The sequence below is a fragment of the Sorangium sp. So ce375 genome (assembly GCF_051473855.1).
GTDB lineage: Bacteria > Myxococcota_A > Polyangia > Polyangiales > Polyangiaceae > Sorangium.
This window is the reverse complement of the sequence record NZ_CP150335.1, coordinates 1113590-1128619: the sequence shown is the minus strand read 5'-3', so window position 1 is coordinate 1128619 and position 15030 is coordinate 1113590. Positions and strand designations below refer to the sequence as shown.

The window sequence follows — 15030 nt, the reverse complement described above, 5'->3', positions numbered from 1 at the left end:
CCGCCACGGGTAGCCGGAGCGCGGCGCGCTCCCACGAGGTGCCCGGCGGCGAGGCTCGACGCAGGTCAGGTCAGAGCGTGTCCTGACGGTTGAGCACGGCGTTGAAGACGACCGCCGGCACCCGCAGGCGCTCGTCGCCCTCGTAGAGCTGGCGCAGCTCGGCGAAGCGCGCGTCGGGCGAGCGGGTGATCGCCGCGACCCGGTCGAGCAGCGCGAGCTGCTCGTCCTTCAGCGGCTCGTCGGGGCCGGTGATCGCACCCCAGTCGTCCCAGGGCAGCATCTCCATGTTGTTGAGCGCCGCGAGATCGCGCACGAGGTTGCCGCCGATGAACCAGAGCCCGCGCATGTCGAACATGCCGAACTTCGACGGATCGGCCTCCCCGGCGCGACACTGCGCCCAAGCGTCGCCCGCGACCACGAAGCGATGGCGCGGCACGTCGAGCACGTCGAAGTCGGGCTTCAGCGCCGCCCGCTGCACGTCGTCGAGCTGCGCATCGACCAGGACCCAGCGCGCCTCGGCGGCGCTCCAGTACTCGCAGACCCAGTGGTCGACGAGGTCGCCGGGGTCGAAATAACCGCCGAATCCGCAGCGGGCGCGGGCAGGCACCCCCTTGGCGCGCAGCAGGGCCACGAGGAGCACCGTGAAGTGACGGCAGTTGCCGACGAGGCGCGTGTCGAGCGGCCGGGCGGCGCAGAGCGGCCGCTCGTCGTGGGCGAGGAGGCGATCGAGCATCCGGTCGAGCGGACGGAGGTGGGGCTCGTTGCGGCGCTCGTCCGACAGCGCCACGCCATAGGCATGCACCCAGTGCTGGTGCAGCAAGAGGCCCTGCACGACGCGGACGAGCGAGGCCACGTCGCCCGGCAGCTCGTCGAACCTGGGCGCGTGCGCGCCGCCGGACGTCATCGCGGCGGGGCGCGTGTAGAAGTCGAGGATCTCTCCTGCGGTCGTCATCGTTCGTTCTCCACGAGGCTGGGCCGTTCGGGGTGGTGCTGTCGCCTGCACGGAGAGCTTTATAGGAAGACAGCAAGAAATTCGAGCACCGCCAAGGCCCCGCCGAGGCCTGTCGAGCCGCCAAGGCGCATCCCTGGTTCATGCAGAAATCTCCTACACGTACCGGTGAGCCTCGGCGATCTGCTCCAGCGGATACCACCTGTCGATGACCGGCTTCAGCCTCCCCGCCTCGATGAGCTCTCTCATGAGGACCAGGGCATCGTCCTTCTCGACCGACATCGCGCACACGGCTCTCTTGCCGCCCACGACGTCCAGACGCTCTGAAGGAGGAACGGCGCCGGTTCGCTCGGTGCGGCGCTGGACATCGCGGCGCCGCTCGGGTGACACTCGGGCATATGGGATACGAGGGCGATGACGATCACGCTCAGTTCTTGCGCCGCCTGGAGGCAATGGAGCAGGAAATGGAATCGTTGCGGGCGGACGCACGGAGATGGCGCGCGCTGATGACAGCCCGCTGCATCAGCGTGTCGGTCCACCAGCCCGTCGGCAGGACCCACGCCGTCAATCCCGGATGGGAAGCGCTCTGGCGGGCCCCGGCCGAGGTTTTCTTGCAAATGAACTACAACATGCTGCAGGATCAGCAGCTCGTCGAGAACGGCATCATGCCGCACATCCAGCAGTTCTTTCGCGGCGAGGAGGTGTCGATCCCGCCGATCAGCTACGATACCAACACGGTCGAGGGGCTCGCGAGCAAGGCGGGCGGCTCGGTGTGGGTCTGCTCCTACGGCGTGCCGGTGCGCGACGCCCCGGACGGCTTCGAGGGCGTACTGTTCCAGTTCGCCGTCCCGGAAGCGGCCGAGATCCAGCACAAGTATGAGGCGCTGATCGAGGAGCAGCGGACGCTCCAGGCGTCGCTGGAGGCGCGCAACCGGGAGCTCGAGGAGACGGTGCGGCTGATCGCGGCGCAGCGGGACGCGATCCAGGCGATGAGCGTCCCGGTGATCCGCATCGCGGACGGCGTGCTCTGCCTCCCCATCGTGGGCATGATCGACGACGCGCGGGCCAGCACGCTCCTGGAGCGGCTGCTCGAGGCGATCGCCGCGCAGCAGGCGGCGCAGGTGCTGCTCGACATCACCGGCGTGCCGACGCTCGATGCCCGGGCCGCCGCGCAGCTCGTCGGGGCGGCGTCCGCGGCGCGGCTCCTCGGCGCGTCCTGCACGCTGGTGGGCGTCTCGCCCGCGCTGGCGCAGACGCTCGTCGAGCTCGGCATCGATCTCGGCGGCCTGGACACCGCGGCGACGCTGGCCGAGGGGCTGACCCGGGCGCTCTCCACGCGCCGAGGGTCAGCGCAGCGGAGCGCGGCGCGCGCGCTCGAACGGGGCGAGCGGGGAGAGGCGCAACGGTCGGCGGCGCAGCCCCGTGGAGACGCTCCTTCCCGCAGGCGTTGAGCGCTCGTCCGATCACCTGCCGCCCGCCATCTGCTGGTTGACCTCCCGCGGGACGCGGTCGTGGCGACCAGGCGACGTCATGCACACCTTGCATGGGGTCCATGAACCATTCGAGTTGGAAGGGCGCCAACCGTCGCCCTAAACACGCTCCGTCGCACCGATACGACGAGACCTCGCGCGGGCGGTTCCATCGGACAGCCGCGCTTCACATTGCGCTCGACGTGTGCCCCACGCGGGGCGCGCCCTCCGCTGACGCTCGCACCCGGGAGAGCGGGACACCGCGCGTGTCCGCCGCGCCCCGCGCGAGCGCCGCCGCTGGAGATCGCGGGCTCCCGGGCACGAAGCGCAATGTGGGCGACGGGGCGCGGGCCATCGAGACCTTCGGGGCGGCAGGAGAAGCAACCTGTGCGCGCACCTGTATATGCTTTGCTCTCATTGTGCTTTGTCGCATGCAGCGTGGAGGGCTACGGCGAGACCTCCGAGGAGATCGGCGCGGCGGACGACGCGCTGATCGGCGGGCAGCCGGCGCTCGAATCGCAGTATCCGTCGACCGTCGTCGGCCCGGGGTGCACCGCGGCGAAGGTCGGACCGCGTCACTTCCTCACCGCCGCTCACTGCGTGGATGACGAGCACGCCGCCACCGTGGCTGCGGGCTACGGGCCGGGCGGCTCCTACGCGGTCAGCGCCGACAACACGTCCCCGTACTCGCCTATCGTCAACCTGACGATCGAGCAGACGTACATCCACCCGAAGTGGATCGAGGTCTGCGCCGCCGCGCTGGCGGGAGGAGCGACCGATTGCGGGGTCAACGTGCTGAACCCCGGATACGCGCCCGACGTCGCCGTGGTCGTCGTCAACGAGCTCTCGCCGACGATCCCGGCGGCGGTGGTGGACGGGGCGGCGGTCGCGGTGGGGGATCCCGTCGTGGCGACCGGCTACGGCTGCGAGGACCCGAGCGGCTCGGGCGGCGGCGTCTTCAAGCTCCAGAACCTCAGCGCGTCGCCCGCCTCGATCCTCGATCACCCCGGCTCCTACGTCCCTGCCTCCGCCGTGAACGACGTCGCGGCGGCGTACGTGGTCACGCCGGGTTATGCCAGCAGCACCAGCTACGCCAGCTTGTGCCCCGGCGACTCGGGCGGCCCGCTCTACCGCCAGAGCGCCACCGACCTCGTGGTCGTGGGCGTCAACGCTTATTACACGTTCCCGTCGGGCTGGAGCGGCCCGGCCCCCTCGCAGACAAACTGGCACACGCGGCTCGACACCGCGGCGCGCTACCCGGTGACGACGTGGCTCCAGGGCCTCGGGGTGAGCGTTATCAACGGCGGCACCGCGCCGACCTGCACCGACGGCGTCAAGAACGGCGCCGAGACGGACGTCGACTGCGGCGGCACGTGCACGGCCGACTGCGCGAATGGCAAGGCGTGCGGCACCGGCGCGGACTGCACGAGCCATAACTGCGTGGCCGGGGTCTGCCAGCCCAGCACCGGGACGGCGCCGTGCAGCGACCTGTGCACGAGCCCCACCGTGTTCTCGAGCGCGAGCTACAGCTCGGGCAACCTCGGCACCGGCGCGCGCTGCTTCGAGACCACGGCGAACCTGAGCGGCGCCAACTGCGGCAACTTCGCGAGCGGCCGCACGTTCGCGGTCAACGGCACGACCGTGACCTGCAATGGCGGCAACATCAGCCTGCCCGCGAAGCGAAACGGCGGGTACTGCTTCCAGGCCTCCGCCGGCAACGAGGCGTGGGCTTACTTCACCAGCTGGTAGACTGAAGCAGCGCTTCGAATTTCCCCGTTCTCACTTCGCCGGCGGGACGCCGAGCCCGAGCTCCTTGAACAGGAACGCCAGCACGTCGGCTTGCTCCTCGATCTCCTCCGAGAGCGGCGTCCCGGCCCCGTGGCCCGTCGAGCCGCTCGCCCGGAGCAGGATGGGCGCCGAGCTCGACGTGGCCGCTTGCAGCCGCGCCGCCATCTTCCGCGAGTGCCACGGATCCACCCGCGGGTCGTTCGCGCCGGTCAGGAACAGGATCGACGGATAGGCGGTCCCGTCCTTCACGTGGTGATACGGCGAGTAGGCGTAAAGGGCCTTGAACTGCTCCGGGTCCTTCACCGTGCCGAACTCGGTCACGTTGAACGCCCCGTTCGGCGTGAGCTCCACCCGGAGCATGTCGTAGAGGCCGACGCGCGACACCACCGCCTTGACCATCTCCGGGTGCTGCGTGAGCTGCGCTCCCATCAGCAGTCCGCCGTTCGAGCCGCCGTGGATGGCGAGCCGCCCGGGGCTCGTGAAACGCCTGTCGACGAGGTGCTTTGCGCACGCCGCGAAGTCGTCGAAGACGTTCTGCTTCTTCGTCAGGTTGCCGCCGCGGTGCCACGCCTCCCCGAACTCGCCGCCGCCGCGCAGGTTGGCGATCGCGACCACCCCTCCCTGATCGAACCACAGCCGCCAGAGGGGGCTGAACCCGGGCATCATGCTCGTCCCGTAGCCGCCGTATCCCGTGAGCAGCGCCGGCGCGGTCCCGTCGAGGGGAGTGCCCTTCCGGCGCAGGATGCTGATGGGAACCTGGGTCCCATCCTTGGAGGTGCACGCCTCGCGGACGACGTCCACGTCGGCATAGGAGACGGGGGCCGTCATCGCGAGCGGCGTCTTCGTCACCTTGCCGTCCTTGGCCGAGTACGCGAACCAGGCCGCTGGCTCGGTGTAGCTCACGCCGCGAAAGAGCATCTCGTCGCCTCGCGTGCGCACGAGCTGCCGCACCGAGGAGACCTGGGGGATCGGCACCGTTCCGAGCGCCCTGCCCTTCAGATCGAAGACGCGGATCTGCGACGGGCCGCCGAGGAGATCGCGGACGTAGAGCCGCCCTGTCGTGGGCAAGAAGTCCTGGATCACCGCCTCGCTCTCGGGCACCACGAGCTCCGCCTTGGCGAGATCCAGCTTGCCCGGCGAGAGGCGCAGCACCTTGCCGCGCGGCGCGTCCTTGCGCGACAGGAGATAGAGCCGGTCGTCGCTGCCGAACACGACCCCGATGACCTTGTCGGGCAGGTCGGCGAAGCGCGTCCACTTGCCCGAAGGGTCGCGGAGATAGTGCCAGTACTCGCCGCCATCGCCGTTCTGCACGCTGGCGAGCACGAGCCTGCCGCTCTCGCTCGTCGTGAGCTCGACCTCGGCGATGCGGGGGAATTCCTTGCCGAGCTCGTACCTGTCGTCCTTGTCCGGCGTGCCGAGCTTGTGGAAGTAGATCTGCTGAAAGAAGCCCATGTCCTCTGGCGGGCGCTCCCCGGGCCGCGGGTGCCGGGTATAGTAAAAGCCCTTGCCATCGCCGGTCCACGCGAGGCTGCCGCCCGCGGTGCCGCTGTTCGCGTAAGGGATCGTGTCGCCCGCCTCCTTGCCTGTCGCCACGTCGTAGACGCGCACGGTGCCGTTCTCGGTGCCGCCTTCGGACAAGGAGACGGCGACCTTCTTTCCGTCGCGCGAAGGGACGAACCAGTCGATGGTCGTGTGCCCCTTCGGGTCGATGACCTCCGGATCGACGAGGGTCCGCGCGGACGCGGGGTCGTTCACGGACCTCAGGACGACGAGGAAAGGCTGCTGCTTCGGCGGCTGGTTCTTGAGCGCGAAGAGCTGTCCGCCGGCGTCGTCGAGCGCGTAGTAGTTCGCGGAGGTCGCCGACAGGATCTCCTGCACGCGCGCCCGCAGGGCCGCACGCGCCGGCACGGCGTCCAGGTAGCCGCGCGAGAGCCGGTTCTGCTCGTCGACCCAGCGCACCACCTCGGGGGCGCTCCCGTCCTCGAGCCACTGGTAGTCGTCGACGACCCGGATGCCATGGTACTCGCTCGTCACGGGCCGCCTCGCGGTCGCCGGGTAGGGCAGGCGCTGCGGGCCTGAGGGCGCCGCCGGGGCTGCGTGCGCCGGTCGGGTCGCGGCGGCCGGGGGCGCGGCCGGCTTGTCCAGCGGCCTCGACGAGGGCGCGCTGCACGCCGCGAGCAGCGGGAGCGCAAGGATGACGACGGGGGTCGTGCGCAGGCGGTTCATCCCCCGACGCTAGCCGGCGCCAGGGCGGCCACGGAAGAGAATCGGCCGGGCGAGCGCCGTCGCGATCCTGCAACCGTGCAAGCCCGACCCTCGCAGAATCGAAACCTTTTCGGTCGATGCCCGAGACATAAGTAGGGGATTTTCCGAAGCATGGGCCTGGTACGGAGAATGCTTATACGTCGGCCAGCTCCGCCGGCGGCCTCCGCCTATGCCCGAGGCGCCCGGCGGCGCTGCTATTTTGTCCTCTTGATTTCGGGCAGCTGGTTCGATCGGTTCGATCACCGCGCCTCGGAGCTCGAGGGTTGAAGGCGCGGGGCGCCAGCGTCCCCGCGCCGATGGCAGAGGTCGCCAAGGCACCTTGAGGGCCTGGCAATGCGAGGCGCCCTTCGTGCTACCGTGCGCCACATGGCGACCTACTGGAAGGAAGGGGCGGCTGCGAACGGCGAGGTTCGCGAGGTCCGCGAAGTCGACGAGAGCGTCCTGAAAGATCTCGAGTCGAGGTATGCCGATGTGGCTTGCCCGGTGCACGGCGACCCGCCGAGCTTCGAGCTCGCGCCCGACGGCTCCGTTGTCGAGCGCTTCTGCTGTCCGGCCCTCCTCTCGATCGTCCGCGAGCTCCAGGTCGCCGCGGGCGAGCGCCCTCCGCCCCCAGAAGGCGAGGACGAAGAGGTCAGAAGCTAGACGACGAGCCTGATCAGAGCTCCGGGATGTCGAGCAGATCGGCGGCGTCGATCATGCTGCGGACCAGGGAGCCCTCTACCGTGTCATCGCTCTCGCGCTGAACGAGCGAGAAGAGCTGGCCGAACGGGGTCTCGATCTGCTCGGCCGTCGGGGCCCCGGAGCTCCACATGTCGGGCACCGGCGGCAGCGCGTCGCCGGGGAGCGCGGCATACGCCTCCTCGATCCGCTCGAAGCCATCGAGGACCGCCCGATCGACAGCGGCGGCGTCGCCCTCCTTCGAGAGGAGCCAGCCCTGGAACGCGTCGTAGGTCAGCCTCCCAGCGGCGACGTTCGCGCGCATGTCGGCGAGGGTGTACTGTGCATAGCGGGACTCCTCCTCGCCGGTGGCGGCCTTCGCTACCTTCTCGACCTGCTCGCTGAGCGAGCCGATGACGCCCCGGAACGCCGACGGCGCGTCGAGCGCCAGCCCGCGAAAGTCGGATTGCATCTTCCTCGTGTCCGCCACGAGGCGGGCGCAGAGGCCGCGCTTGAACGCCTTGGCTTCGGCCTCCGTCGCGGGGAACGCCGCGGGGAGGTATCTGGCCCCGAGGCCCGACTCGAACTCGACGACCGCGGGCGGGATGGCGTCGGACCAGAGGATCCGCTCGATCGCGTGGACGCCGGTCACCCCCTCGCCATCGAACGGATCGGCATCGCCGGACGCCTCGATGAACGCATCATACCGGGCGTCGGTGGACTCATCGAGCTCCCGGAAGATGACCGCGATCGCGCCCTCCACGCGCTCGTAGGCTTGCCGCGCCTTCTTCCACTCGGCCTTCATCGCGTCGACGGCGTCCTTGTCGGCAGCCGCGCTCCACCCGTCCTCGTCAGCCTCGGGCGCAGCGGCCTGCAGCGCCGCTGCCGCGGAGGCGAGGTCGTCGAGGTTCGTCTGGATGAACGCCTTCACGTCCAGCACGGCTCGCTCCTCGTAGCCGAGCCCAGCGCGCGGCCCCTCGTCGTCGCTGCCGCACGCGAGCAGCGTGAAGGAGGCGGCGATGGCGAAGCAGCCGGGGATGTAAGTTCGTCGCGCGCTCACCGCGCCCTCACGTCGGGTCATACACCTCGGCATTGCACTCGATGGTGAAGCTCCCCGCGTCTTGCGTGCAGACCGGCGGGCCGTAGCAATTTCCCACTCTCATGGATTCGGCGGCATCGCCGACGCAGTCGCACGACGGCTCCGGCATGCAGGAGACAGGGATCGGGTGACAGAAGAGCTGCGGCGGCGGCTTGAACGGCTCTTCGTGCGGCTCGTCGAGGATCTCGCAATATTGATCTGCAGATCTACAGAAGTAGCTGCCGCAGGCGAAGGTCCCCGGAGGCGCGGCGGCAGCGGCGCACGTCTCGGCCGCGCCGATGCTCTGGCCTGCCCGCTCCGCCTCGCACGGGCTCGCGTAGGCGCGCCCATCGCAGCCGCACACCTGCGTATCGTCCTGGCACGTCGTCGGCCGCAACAGACAAGCTCCGTCCTTCCCTCCACAGGCCCCCGGTGGATAGTAACAGAACTCGTCTTCGGCGCAGATCGCCCCGCTGCATGACGTCGGCTCAGCGAGGTTCGGCTCGCTTCCGGCGCCCTCGGCGCCGCATCCGACGAGCGCCAACGCGGCGCTCAGCAACAGGAACCGTCGTGCCACATCCCGGCACATGGACAGATTCATATCAGGCTCTCCTGCCCGCTCGACGGGTCCTTCTACCGGCAACGCTCCTGGCATCGGCGTGGAGATTGAGTGACAAACGGGCCTGCTGGCGTTCGGGCGACCAGGAACCAGTTAATGACCCGCGTTCATTTGTAACGATATCTCCACGACAAAAGGACGAGTCGCTCCTATAGGGTCGCCCTCCCATCCAGGGGTAAGGCCTCGATCTTGACGGCGGCATCGGGAGCGTCGAGCGCTGTGCGCCTGATGGAGAAGGAGCGGAGACATGATGACTCAAGGGGAGATGAACAAGCAGGCGGAGCCCAAGAAGGCTCCCCTCGCGCGGATGCTCGGTCTCGTCATCGGCGCCATCGCGCTGGCGCTGTCGATCGGGACCGGGGTGGCGGCGTGCAGCAGCGCGGACGGCGACGAGGGCCCGTTCAACGATTCGCCGGATCCGCAGGGGATCCGCGACGATCGGCAGGAGGAAGGTGCTCTCGAGCCGAGCGCGATGACCTCTGCCGCGCTCAACGGGACGGTCTCGACGGATCCGAACCTCAAGATCGCCTTCATCGGAGACACGGGCACGGGCAGCAGCTTCACGAGCGTATTGAACCTCGTGTCGAGCGAGGGCGCGGCGGCTGTCGTCGTCAACGGCGACATGTCGTACTCGGCCAACCCGACGACGTGGTGGAACCAGGTCGAGTCCGTCCTCGGCACGACGTTCCCGGTGTTCATCTCGCGCGGCAACCACGATGACTCCTCCTGGAGCGGCTACCTGCCCAAGGCGGCGAGTCACCTCGGCGGCGCGACCCGGGTCGCCGGCGCGCACGACGCCAACTACAAGACCACCTTCCGCGGCCTCGTGCTCGTGACCGCCAAGAAGGGCGATAACGGGGCGACGCATATCACGCCGTTCCTCGACACGGACACGCACATCTGGAAGATCTGTCAGTGGCACCAGAACCAGGCGGCGATGCAGGTGGGCGGAAAGGGCGACGAGATGGGCTGGGACGTCTACGAGACGTGCCGGAAGCAGGGCGCGATCATCCAGACGGGGCACGAGCACAGCTACGAGCGGACGAGGACGCTCACCAACATGACCTCGCAGACCGTCGACCCCACGTGCAACGGGGCAGGGGTCCTCTGCGTCGGAGGAGATGGGACGAACGGGCGGACGTTCGTGACCGTCGCCGGCCTCGGCGGCAACAGCATCCGCACCCAGACGCGCTGCACGCCGACGACGTTTCCGTATGGGTGCAGCAACACGTGGGGATTCATCTACACCTCGAACCAGAGCGCGAACTACGGTGCTCAGTTCATCACCTTCAACGTCGGCGGCAACCCCAAGGCGGCCACGGGCTACTTCAAGACGATCAGCGGGACGACCGCCGAGACGTTCTCGATCACCCATGACTGAGCGCGCCCGCCGGGTCTCCCGATCCTAGTTTCGACGCATGTTGCGCGAGCTCTCCACCGGCCGCCGCGGGCTCCTCGCCGTCGCCGCGCTGGCCGCCGCCGCCCACGCGACGGCCCTCGGCGGCGGCTACGTCTGGCTCGATCACGCACACCTCGGTGAGGGGCGCGCGCTCGCCGCGCCCTCCGGATGGCCCGGGCTGTTCACCCGGGGTTTTGCGGATACCAGCTTCTACCGGCCGCTCATGGCGCTGTCGCTCTCCATCGACGCGGCCGTGTCGAAGACGCCCGCCTTCTTCCACGCGGTCACGCTCGGCTGGCATGCGCTCGCGTCGGTCATGACCACCGTGGCGGCGCGGGCCCTCGGCCTCTCGCCCCGAGCGGCGCTGGCGGCCGGGCTGCTCTTCGCGGTGCATCCGACGACGTCCCTTGTCGCTTCCGCGATCGCATTCCGCTCCGAGGCGATGATCGCGGTCTTCCTCCTCACGCTCGTCGCCGCGCACAAGGCGCAAAAACCCGCTCTCGCGGCCGCGGCGCTCTTCGCCGGGGCGCTCACGAAGGAGACCGCGTGGCTGCTTGGTCCGCTGTTCGTCCTGGCGCTCTCTGCCTGCCGACATCGGGACGGCGGCTCCGCGGCCGATGGGGAAGCCGCCCGGCACACCGGGCCGCTCCCCCAGGCCCCCTCTGCCGAGGGCGCAGCGCACCTGCGCCTGCTCGCAGCGGAGGGCGTCGCGTTCGCCGCCGCCACCGGCCTTCGCCTGCTCTATGCGCCCCACTTCCGGGCAACACATCCCGCGCTGCCGCTGGACGAGAGCGTCGGCACGAGGCTCGCTGCGCTCGGGAAAAGCGCCCTGGCGCTGCTCGTCCCGCTCGACCAGAGCATCTGTGACGCGTTCCGGATCACCCGCACGGCGAGCTTCTCGGCCCTCCTCGGCGCCGCCGTGCTCGGTGGCGTCGCCGTGCTCGCCGCGCGCCGGCGGAGCGTTGCGTGGCTCTTCGCGCTCGCTCTCGTTCCGTCGCTCCAGCTCGTCCCGATCATGCGCTGGTGGTCGCCCCATTACCTCTACGTTCCGCTCGCGTTCGGCGCGATGCTCCTCGCCGGAGCGGCCGACCGCCACGGCCTTCGCCTCTCGGCTCTGGTCCTTGTCCTCGGCGTGCCCTTCGCGGCGCTCTCGCTGCGCGAAGGCCGAAGGTATGCGAGCGATGCGCGCCTCTGGGCGCCGGAGGTGAGCCGCGAGCCCGCGTGCCGCGAGGGGCAGTTCTTCCTCGGCGAGGTGGCTCGGAACGCGCGTGACTGGGAGGCGGCGGCTTCGCGTTATGAGCGCGCCGCGTCGCCCGTCGCCGACTATCTCTCCTACGCCGACGAGCTCGCGGCGCTCCAAAACCTCGGCGCGGTGCGCTTCGCTCAAGAGCGGTGGGCCGACGCTCGCGCCGTCTGGATGTCCGCCCTCGAGCGCTCCAGCGACGACCGGGAGAAGCGCCAGATCGCCCACAACCTCGCCGCCGTCGCGCTTCGCCGCGCTGATTCCGCAGAAGCGGCCCGCCTGCTCGAGCCCGAGGCGCGCCGCGACGATGCGCTCCCCGCGTCGCTCCTCCTTCGAGCCAAGGCATTGCACGATCTCGGCCGCGAGGACGAGGCTCTCGAACACGTGAGGCGGCTCGAAGGCCTGGCGCAGAAGCGCACCCGCCAGCAGTGACCCTCGGGTGTGAGCCCGGCTCATCGACACTATCGAGGCTTCGGTGCGAGTCCTCATCGACGAGCACGCCGTGGCAGCGACGGGCTGCTCCCCCGCCGTCGCCAGCCGTACCGACTCCGCCTTGATCCCGGGCTGAACGCCCTCCTCTTTCTCCTTCCCATCCCTGCCCTCTCGGACCATCGGCGGTGTCCACGAATGCAGGGGAGGACCGCTCCCGGCCAGCGCGCATTAAGCTGCGCGCCATGTTGGACATCGATCGCCGCACCTTCATCACCGGCGCCGCGGCCGCCGGAGCGCTGGCCTCGTTTCCCCGCCTCGCCAAGGGCGCGAACGGCAAGGCCGTCGACCTCTCGCCGGTGTACCGCAAGATCGCCGAGCAGAAGAGGCAGTCGATCGAGCGCATCCAGCGCTGGATCCAGCAACCGTCGATCTCGGCGCAGAACGTCGGCATCGCCGAGTGCTGCGACCTCACGATGGAGCTCCTGCGCGACGCCGGCTTCGGCACGGTCAAGAAGATGAAGACCGACGGACATCCGGGCATCTTCGCGACGCTCGACGCCGGCGCGGACCAGACCATGGGATTCTATTTCATGTACGACGTACAGCCGGTGGAAGAGAGCGAGTGGTCCTCGCCCCCCTTCGCCGCCAAGCTGGTCGACAAGGCGGATGTCGGCAAGGTCATCGTGGGGCGCGGCGCGGTCAACGAGAAGGGGCCTCAGGGAGCGTTCCTGGCCGCGCTGCACGCGGTGCGCGCCGCCGGCTTGAAGCTGCCTGTCAACCTGGTGGTGGTCGCCGAAGGAGAAGAGGAGCTCGGCTCGCCGCACTTCTCGCAGGTCGTGTGGAACGAAGAGGTGCTGAAGGCGCTCGAGCGATGCCAGGGCGTGATGATGCCGTCGGCGCAGCAATCGCTGTCCGGCACGGTCAACCTCGCGCTGGGCGCGAAGGGCATCGTCTACGTCGAGCTCACGGCGAGCGGCGAGGCGTGGGGGCGCGGCCCGCGCGACGGGGAGATCCACTCCAGCATGAAGGTGGTCGTCGACAGCCCGGTCTGGCGGCTTGTGCAGGCGCTCGGCACGCTGGTCTCGGCGGACGGCAACGAGCCGATGATCGACGGCCTGACCGACGCCGTGCGCCCGGTCTCCAGCCTGCAAAAGAAGCTGCTCGACGACCTGTCGGCGCGCTGGGACGAGGCCGACTGGAAGAAGGTCTTCAAGGTCGATAGGTGGGTGAACGACCTCGACGAGCGCGCCATGCTCGAGCGCTACGTCTCGCGCCCGTCGGTGAACATCGACGGCCTTTACGCCGGCTACATCGGCGAGGGCTCCAAGACCATCCTGCCTCACCGCGCCTTCGCCAAGATGGATATCCGGCTGGTGCCCGACATGACGGCCAAGGACGTGCTCGCCAAGCTGCGCAAGCACCTCGACAAGCGCGGCTTCAAGGACATCGCGATCAAGAACATCGGCAGCTACGACCCGACGGACACCGCGCTCGACGCGCGGCCCATCCAGACCCAGCTCGCCGTCTACAGGGCCGCCGGCCTCGACCCGGTGATCTGGCCGCGCCTCGGCGGCTCCTGGCCCGGCTACCTCTTCACGGGAAAGCCGCTCGAGCTCCCCGCCGGCCACGTCGGCCTCGGCCACGGCTCAGGCGCTCACGCCAAGGACGAATACTTCGTCATCGACCCCGCCGCCGGCAAGAAGTACCTCGGCCTCGACGGCGCGACCCGCTCCTTCGTCGATTTCCTCTTCGCCCTCTAACACGCGCTCGGCTCCTCCTAGAACGACGAGCAGGTTGCAATTCGTATAAATTCAATGGGTTGCCAAACCCGACGATCCCCCGGAGAGCAAGCTCCATGGACAAGGGAATGAGGGAAAGAGAAAAACCGCAAGGACGCAAGGGGCGCAACAGATGAGAGATGAGATAGTTTCCAGTCTTCCCCTTGCGCCCCTCGCGCCCTTGCGGTTTTGCTTCTCTTCTCTTGATTTCCCCAAGACTGTAATGTGATCGGTGTTCTAGCGCTGCTCGTCGAACGCGGCGCCCGCGATGACGTCGCAGAAGTGGAGGCGTCGAAACCCGTCGAGCGTGCGCTCGCCGACGTCGGCCACGATCGACGAGGCGGCCGGCCCCACAGACGGTGGAGCGCGCGCTCCCCTCCGGTGGGATCACTTGAGCCAGCCGCCGCCACGCCCTATCGTGGTCGCCGGCGATGCTGCTGGGACACGACGCGCTGAGGAACCTCTGCCGGGCGCGGGACCTGCTCTCCGAGGTGCGCGAGTCGAGGCTGTCGATCGAGGATGTGGCGCGCGAGGTGGCGATCTCGCCCTATCACTTCATCCGGCAGTTCGAGGCGGTGTTCGGCGTGACCCCGCACCAGTACCGCATCCGGCGGCGCCTTGATCTGGCCAAGCAGCTCCTGGCAGCTGGGCACCACTCGGTGACCGATGTGTGCATGGAGGTCGGGTTCTCCAGCCTCGGCAGCTTCAGCGCGCTGTTCGCGCAGCGGATCGGCGTGCCGCCGTCGGCGTACCGGCGCCGCGTGCGCGCGATGGTCCAGGTGCCGGGGAGGCTCCCGTGGGAGCTCGTCCCCGGCTGTCTCACCCTGATGGGCCGGCTGCCGCCGGGCGCGTTTCGCAGTTTTCGAGAAGCGTGAGCCGGGCGGCCCTGGCAGAGTCGGCCCGAACCATCAGCACAGCGAGGCGATCGATGAGGATCAAGCTCAACAGCATCATGGTCGAGGACCAGGAGCGAGCGCTCAAGTTCTACACGGAGGTGCTCGGCTTCAAGAAGAAGAGCGACTTCCCGGTCGGCGAGTACCGGTGGATCACCGTCGTGTCGCCGGAGGGTCCCGACGACGTGGAGCTCGTGCTGGAGCCGAACGCCAACCCGGCGGCGAAGACGTTCCAGCAGGCGATGTTCGCACAGGGCATCCCGCTCACCGCGTTCGAGGTGTCGGACGTCAAGGCCGAGTTCGCGCGCCTCAGGGAGCACCAGGTCGCGTTCACCCAGGAGCCCACGCCGATGGGCCCGGTCATGATCGCGGTGTTCTCAGACACCTGCGGAAACCTGATCCAGCTTTACCAGCCGCTCTGATATCGCGCCGCCAAGGCCGTCACCACCCTGGCAGGGTG

13 protein-coding genes are annotated in these 15030 nt (G+C 69.1%); 8 read left to right on the top strand and 5 right to left on the bottom strand.

Annotated elements, in window-relative coordinates:
* Nucleotides 1-70: 70 nt before the first annotated feature.
* Entirely contained in the window at nt 71-952 is an 882-nt protein-coding gene (locus WME90_RS04400) for a transglutaminase-like domain-containing protein (protein ID WP_437279803.1), read from the bottom strand.
* Between the two features lie 153 nt (nt 953-1105).
* Entirely contained in the window at nt 1106-1231 is a 126-nt protein-coding gene (locus WME90_RS04395) for a zinc-binding dehydrogenase (RefSeq protein ID WP_437279802.1), read from the bottom strand.
* Nucleotides 1232-1455: 224 nt separating this feature from the next.
* Here WME90_RS04395 and WME90_RS04390 point away from each other — a divergent pair, with 224 nt between their 5' ends.
* Both WME90_RS04390 and WME90_RS04385 read left to right on the top strand, forming a co-directional pair.
* Entirely contained in the window at nt 1456-2400 is a 945-nt protein-coding gene (locus WME90_RS04390) for an STAS domain-containing protein (RefSeq protein WP_437279801.1), read from the top strand.
* 435 nt (nt 2401-2835) lie between these two features.
* A complete protein-coding gene (locus tag WME90_RS04385) occupies nt 2836-4167 on the top strand; it encodes a trypsin-like serine protease (RefSeq protein WP_437279800.1) in 1332 nt (443 codons plus the stop codon).
* 30 nt (nt 4168-4197) lie between these two features.
* On the opposite strand, the gene WME90_RS04380 is transcribed toward WME90_RS04385, so the two are convergent.
* The gene (locus WME90_RS04380) at nt 4198-6432 is read right to left on the bottom strand and encodes a prolyl oligopeptidase family serine peptidase (RefSeq protein WP_437279799.1); all 2235 of its coding nucleotides are present in this window, start codon (nt 6430-6432) and stop codon (nt 4198-4200) included.
* Between the two features lie 405 nt (nt 6433-6837).
* Between WME90_RS04380 and WME90_RS04375 the strand changes: the two genes are divergently transcribed.
* Nucleotides 6838-7113 carry a hypothetical protein gene (locus WME90_RS04375; protein ID WP_437279798.1) on the top strand — a complete coding sequence of 92 codons (276 nt, stop codon included), beginning with the start codon at nt 6838-6840 and terminating at the stop codon, nt 7111-7113.
* A 13-nt stretch (nt 7114-7126) separates the two neighbouring features.
* Here WME90_RS04375 and WME90_RS04370 read toward each other — a convergent pair whose 3' ends face one another.
* Entirely contained in the window at nt 7127-8209 is a 1083-nt protein-coding gene (locus tag WME90_RS04370) for an imelysin family protein (RefSeq protein ID WP_437279797.1), read from the bottom strand.
* On the bottom strand, nt 8196-8795 hold the full coding sequence (locus WME90_RS04365) for a hypothetical protein (protein WP_437279796.1): 600 nt from the start codon (nt 8793-8795) through the stop codon (nt 8196-8198). The genes WME90_RS04370 and WME90_RS04365 overlap by 14 nt, the downstream gene beginning before the upstream one ends.
* Before the next feature lie 277 nt (nt 8796-9072).
* On the opposite strand from WME90_RS04365, the gene WME90_RS04360 reads away from it, so the two are divergent.
* The 5 genes from WME90_RS04360 to WME90_RS04340 all read left to right on the top strand — a co-directional run bounded on the left by WME90_RS04360 (nt 9073) and on the right by WME90_RS04340 (nt 14992).
* A complete protein-coding gene (locus WME90_RS04360; protein WP_437279795.1) occupies nt 9073-10206 on the top strand; it encodes a metallophosphoesterase in 1134 nt (377 codons plus the stop codon).
* A gap of 37 nt (nt 10207-10243) precedes the next feature.
* Complete coding sequence (locus tag WME90_RS04355; RefSeq protein ID WP_437279794.1) at nt 10244-11899, top strand: hypothetical protein; 1656 nt, start codon at nt 10244-10246, stop codon at nt 11897-11899.
* A gap of 242 nt (nt 11900-12141) precedes the next feature.
* The gene (locus WME90_RS04350) at nt 12142-13659 is read left to right on the top strand and encodes a M20/M25/M40 family metallo-hydrolase (protein WP_437279793.1); all 1518 of its coding nucleotides are present in this window, start codon (nt 12142-12144) and stop codon (nt 13657-13659) included.
* A gap of 449 nt (nt 13660-14108) precedes the next feature.
* Entirely contained in the window at nt 14109-14552 is a 444-nt protein-coding gene (locus WME90_RS04345; protein WP_012233393.1) for a helix-turn-helix transcriptional regulator, read from the top strand.
* A 53-nt stretch (nt 14553-14605) separates the two neighbouring features.
* Nucleotides 14606-14992, top strand: coding sequence for a VOC family protein (locus WME90_RS04340; protein WP_437279792.1), 387 nt, complete (start codon nt 14606-14608; stop codon nt 14990-14992).
* Nucleotides 14993-15030 lie beyond the last annotated feature (38 nt).

Coding starts and splice junctions, on each gene's coding strand:
- WME90_RS04400 (WP_437279803.1), bottom strand. CDS start 952: ATGACGACCGCAGGAGAGATCCTCGACTTCTACACGCGCCCCGCCGCG.
- WME90_RS04395 (WP_437279802.1), bottom strand. CDS start 1,231: ATGTCGGTCGAGAAGGACGATGCCCTGGTCCTCATGAGAGAGCTCATC.
- WME90_RS04390 (WP_437279801.1), top strand. CDS start 1,456: ATGACAGCCCGCTGCATCAGCGTGTCGGTCCACCAGCCCGTCGGCAGG.
- WME90_RS04380 (WP_437279799.1), bottom strand. CDS start 6,432: ATGAACCGCCTGCGCACGACCCCCGTCGTCATCCTTGCGCTCCCGCTG.
- WME90_RS04375 (WP_437279798.1), top strand. CDS start 6,838: ATGGCGACCTACTGGAAGGAAGGGGCGGCTGCGAACGGCGAGGTTCGC.
- WME90_RS04370 (WP_437279797.1), bottom strand. CDS start 8,209: ATGACCCGACGTGAGGGCGCGGTGAGCGCGCGACGAACTTACATCCCC.
- WME90_RS04365 (WP_437279796.1), bottom strand. CDS start 8,795: ATGTGCCGGGATGTGGCACGACGGTTCCTGTTGCTGAGCGCCGCGTTG.
- WME90_RS04360 (WP_437279795.1), top strand. CDS start 9,073: ATGATGACTCAAGGGGAGATGAACAAGCAGGCGGAGCCCAAGAAGGCT.
- WME90_RS04355 (WP_437279794.1), top strand. CDS start 10,244: ATGTTGCGCGAGCTCTCCACCGGCCGCCGCGGGCTCCTCGCCGTCGCC.
- WME90_RS04350 (WP_437279793.1), top strand. CDS start 12,142: ATGTTGGACATCGATCGCCGCACCTTCATCACCGGCGCCGCGGCCGCC.
- WME90_RS04345 (WP_012233393.1), top strand. CDS start 14,109: ATGCTGCTGGGACACGACGCGCTGAGGAACCTCTGCCGGGCGCGGGAC.
- WME90_RS04340 (WP_437279792.1), top strand. CDS start 14,606: ATGAGGATCAAGCTCAACAGCATCATGGTCGAGGACCAGGAGCGAGCG.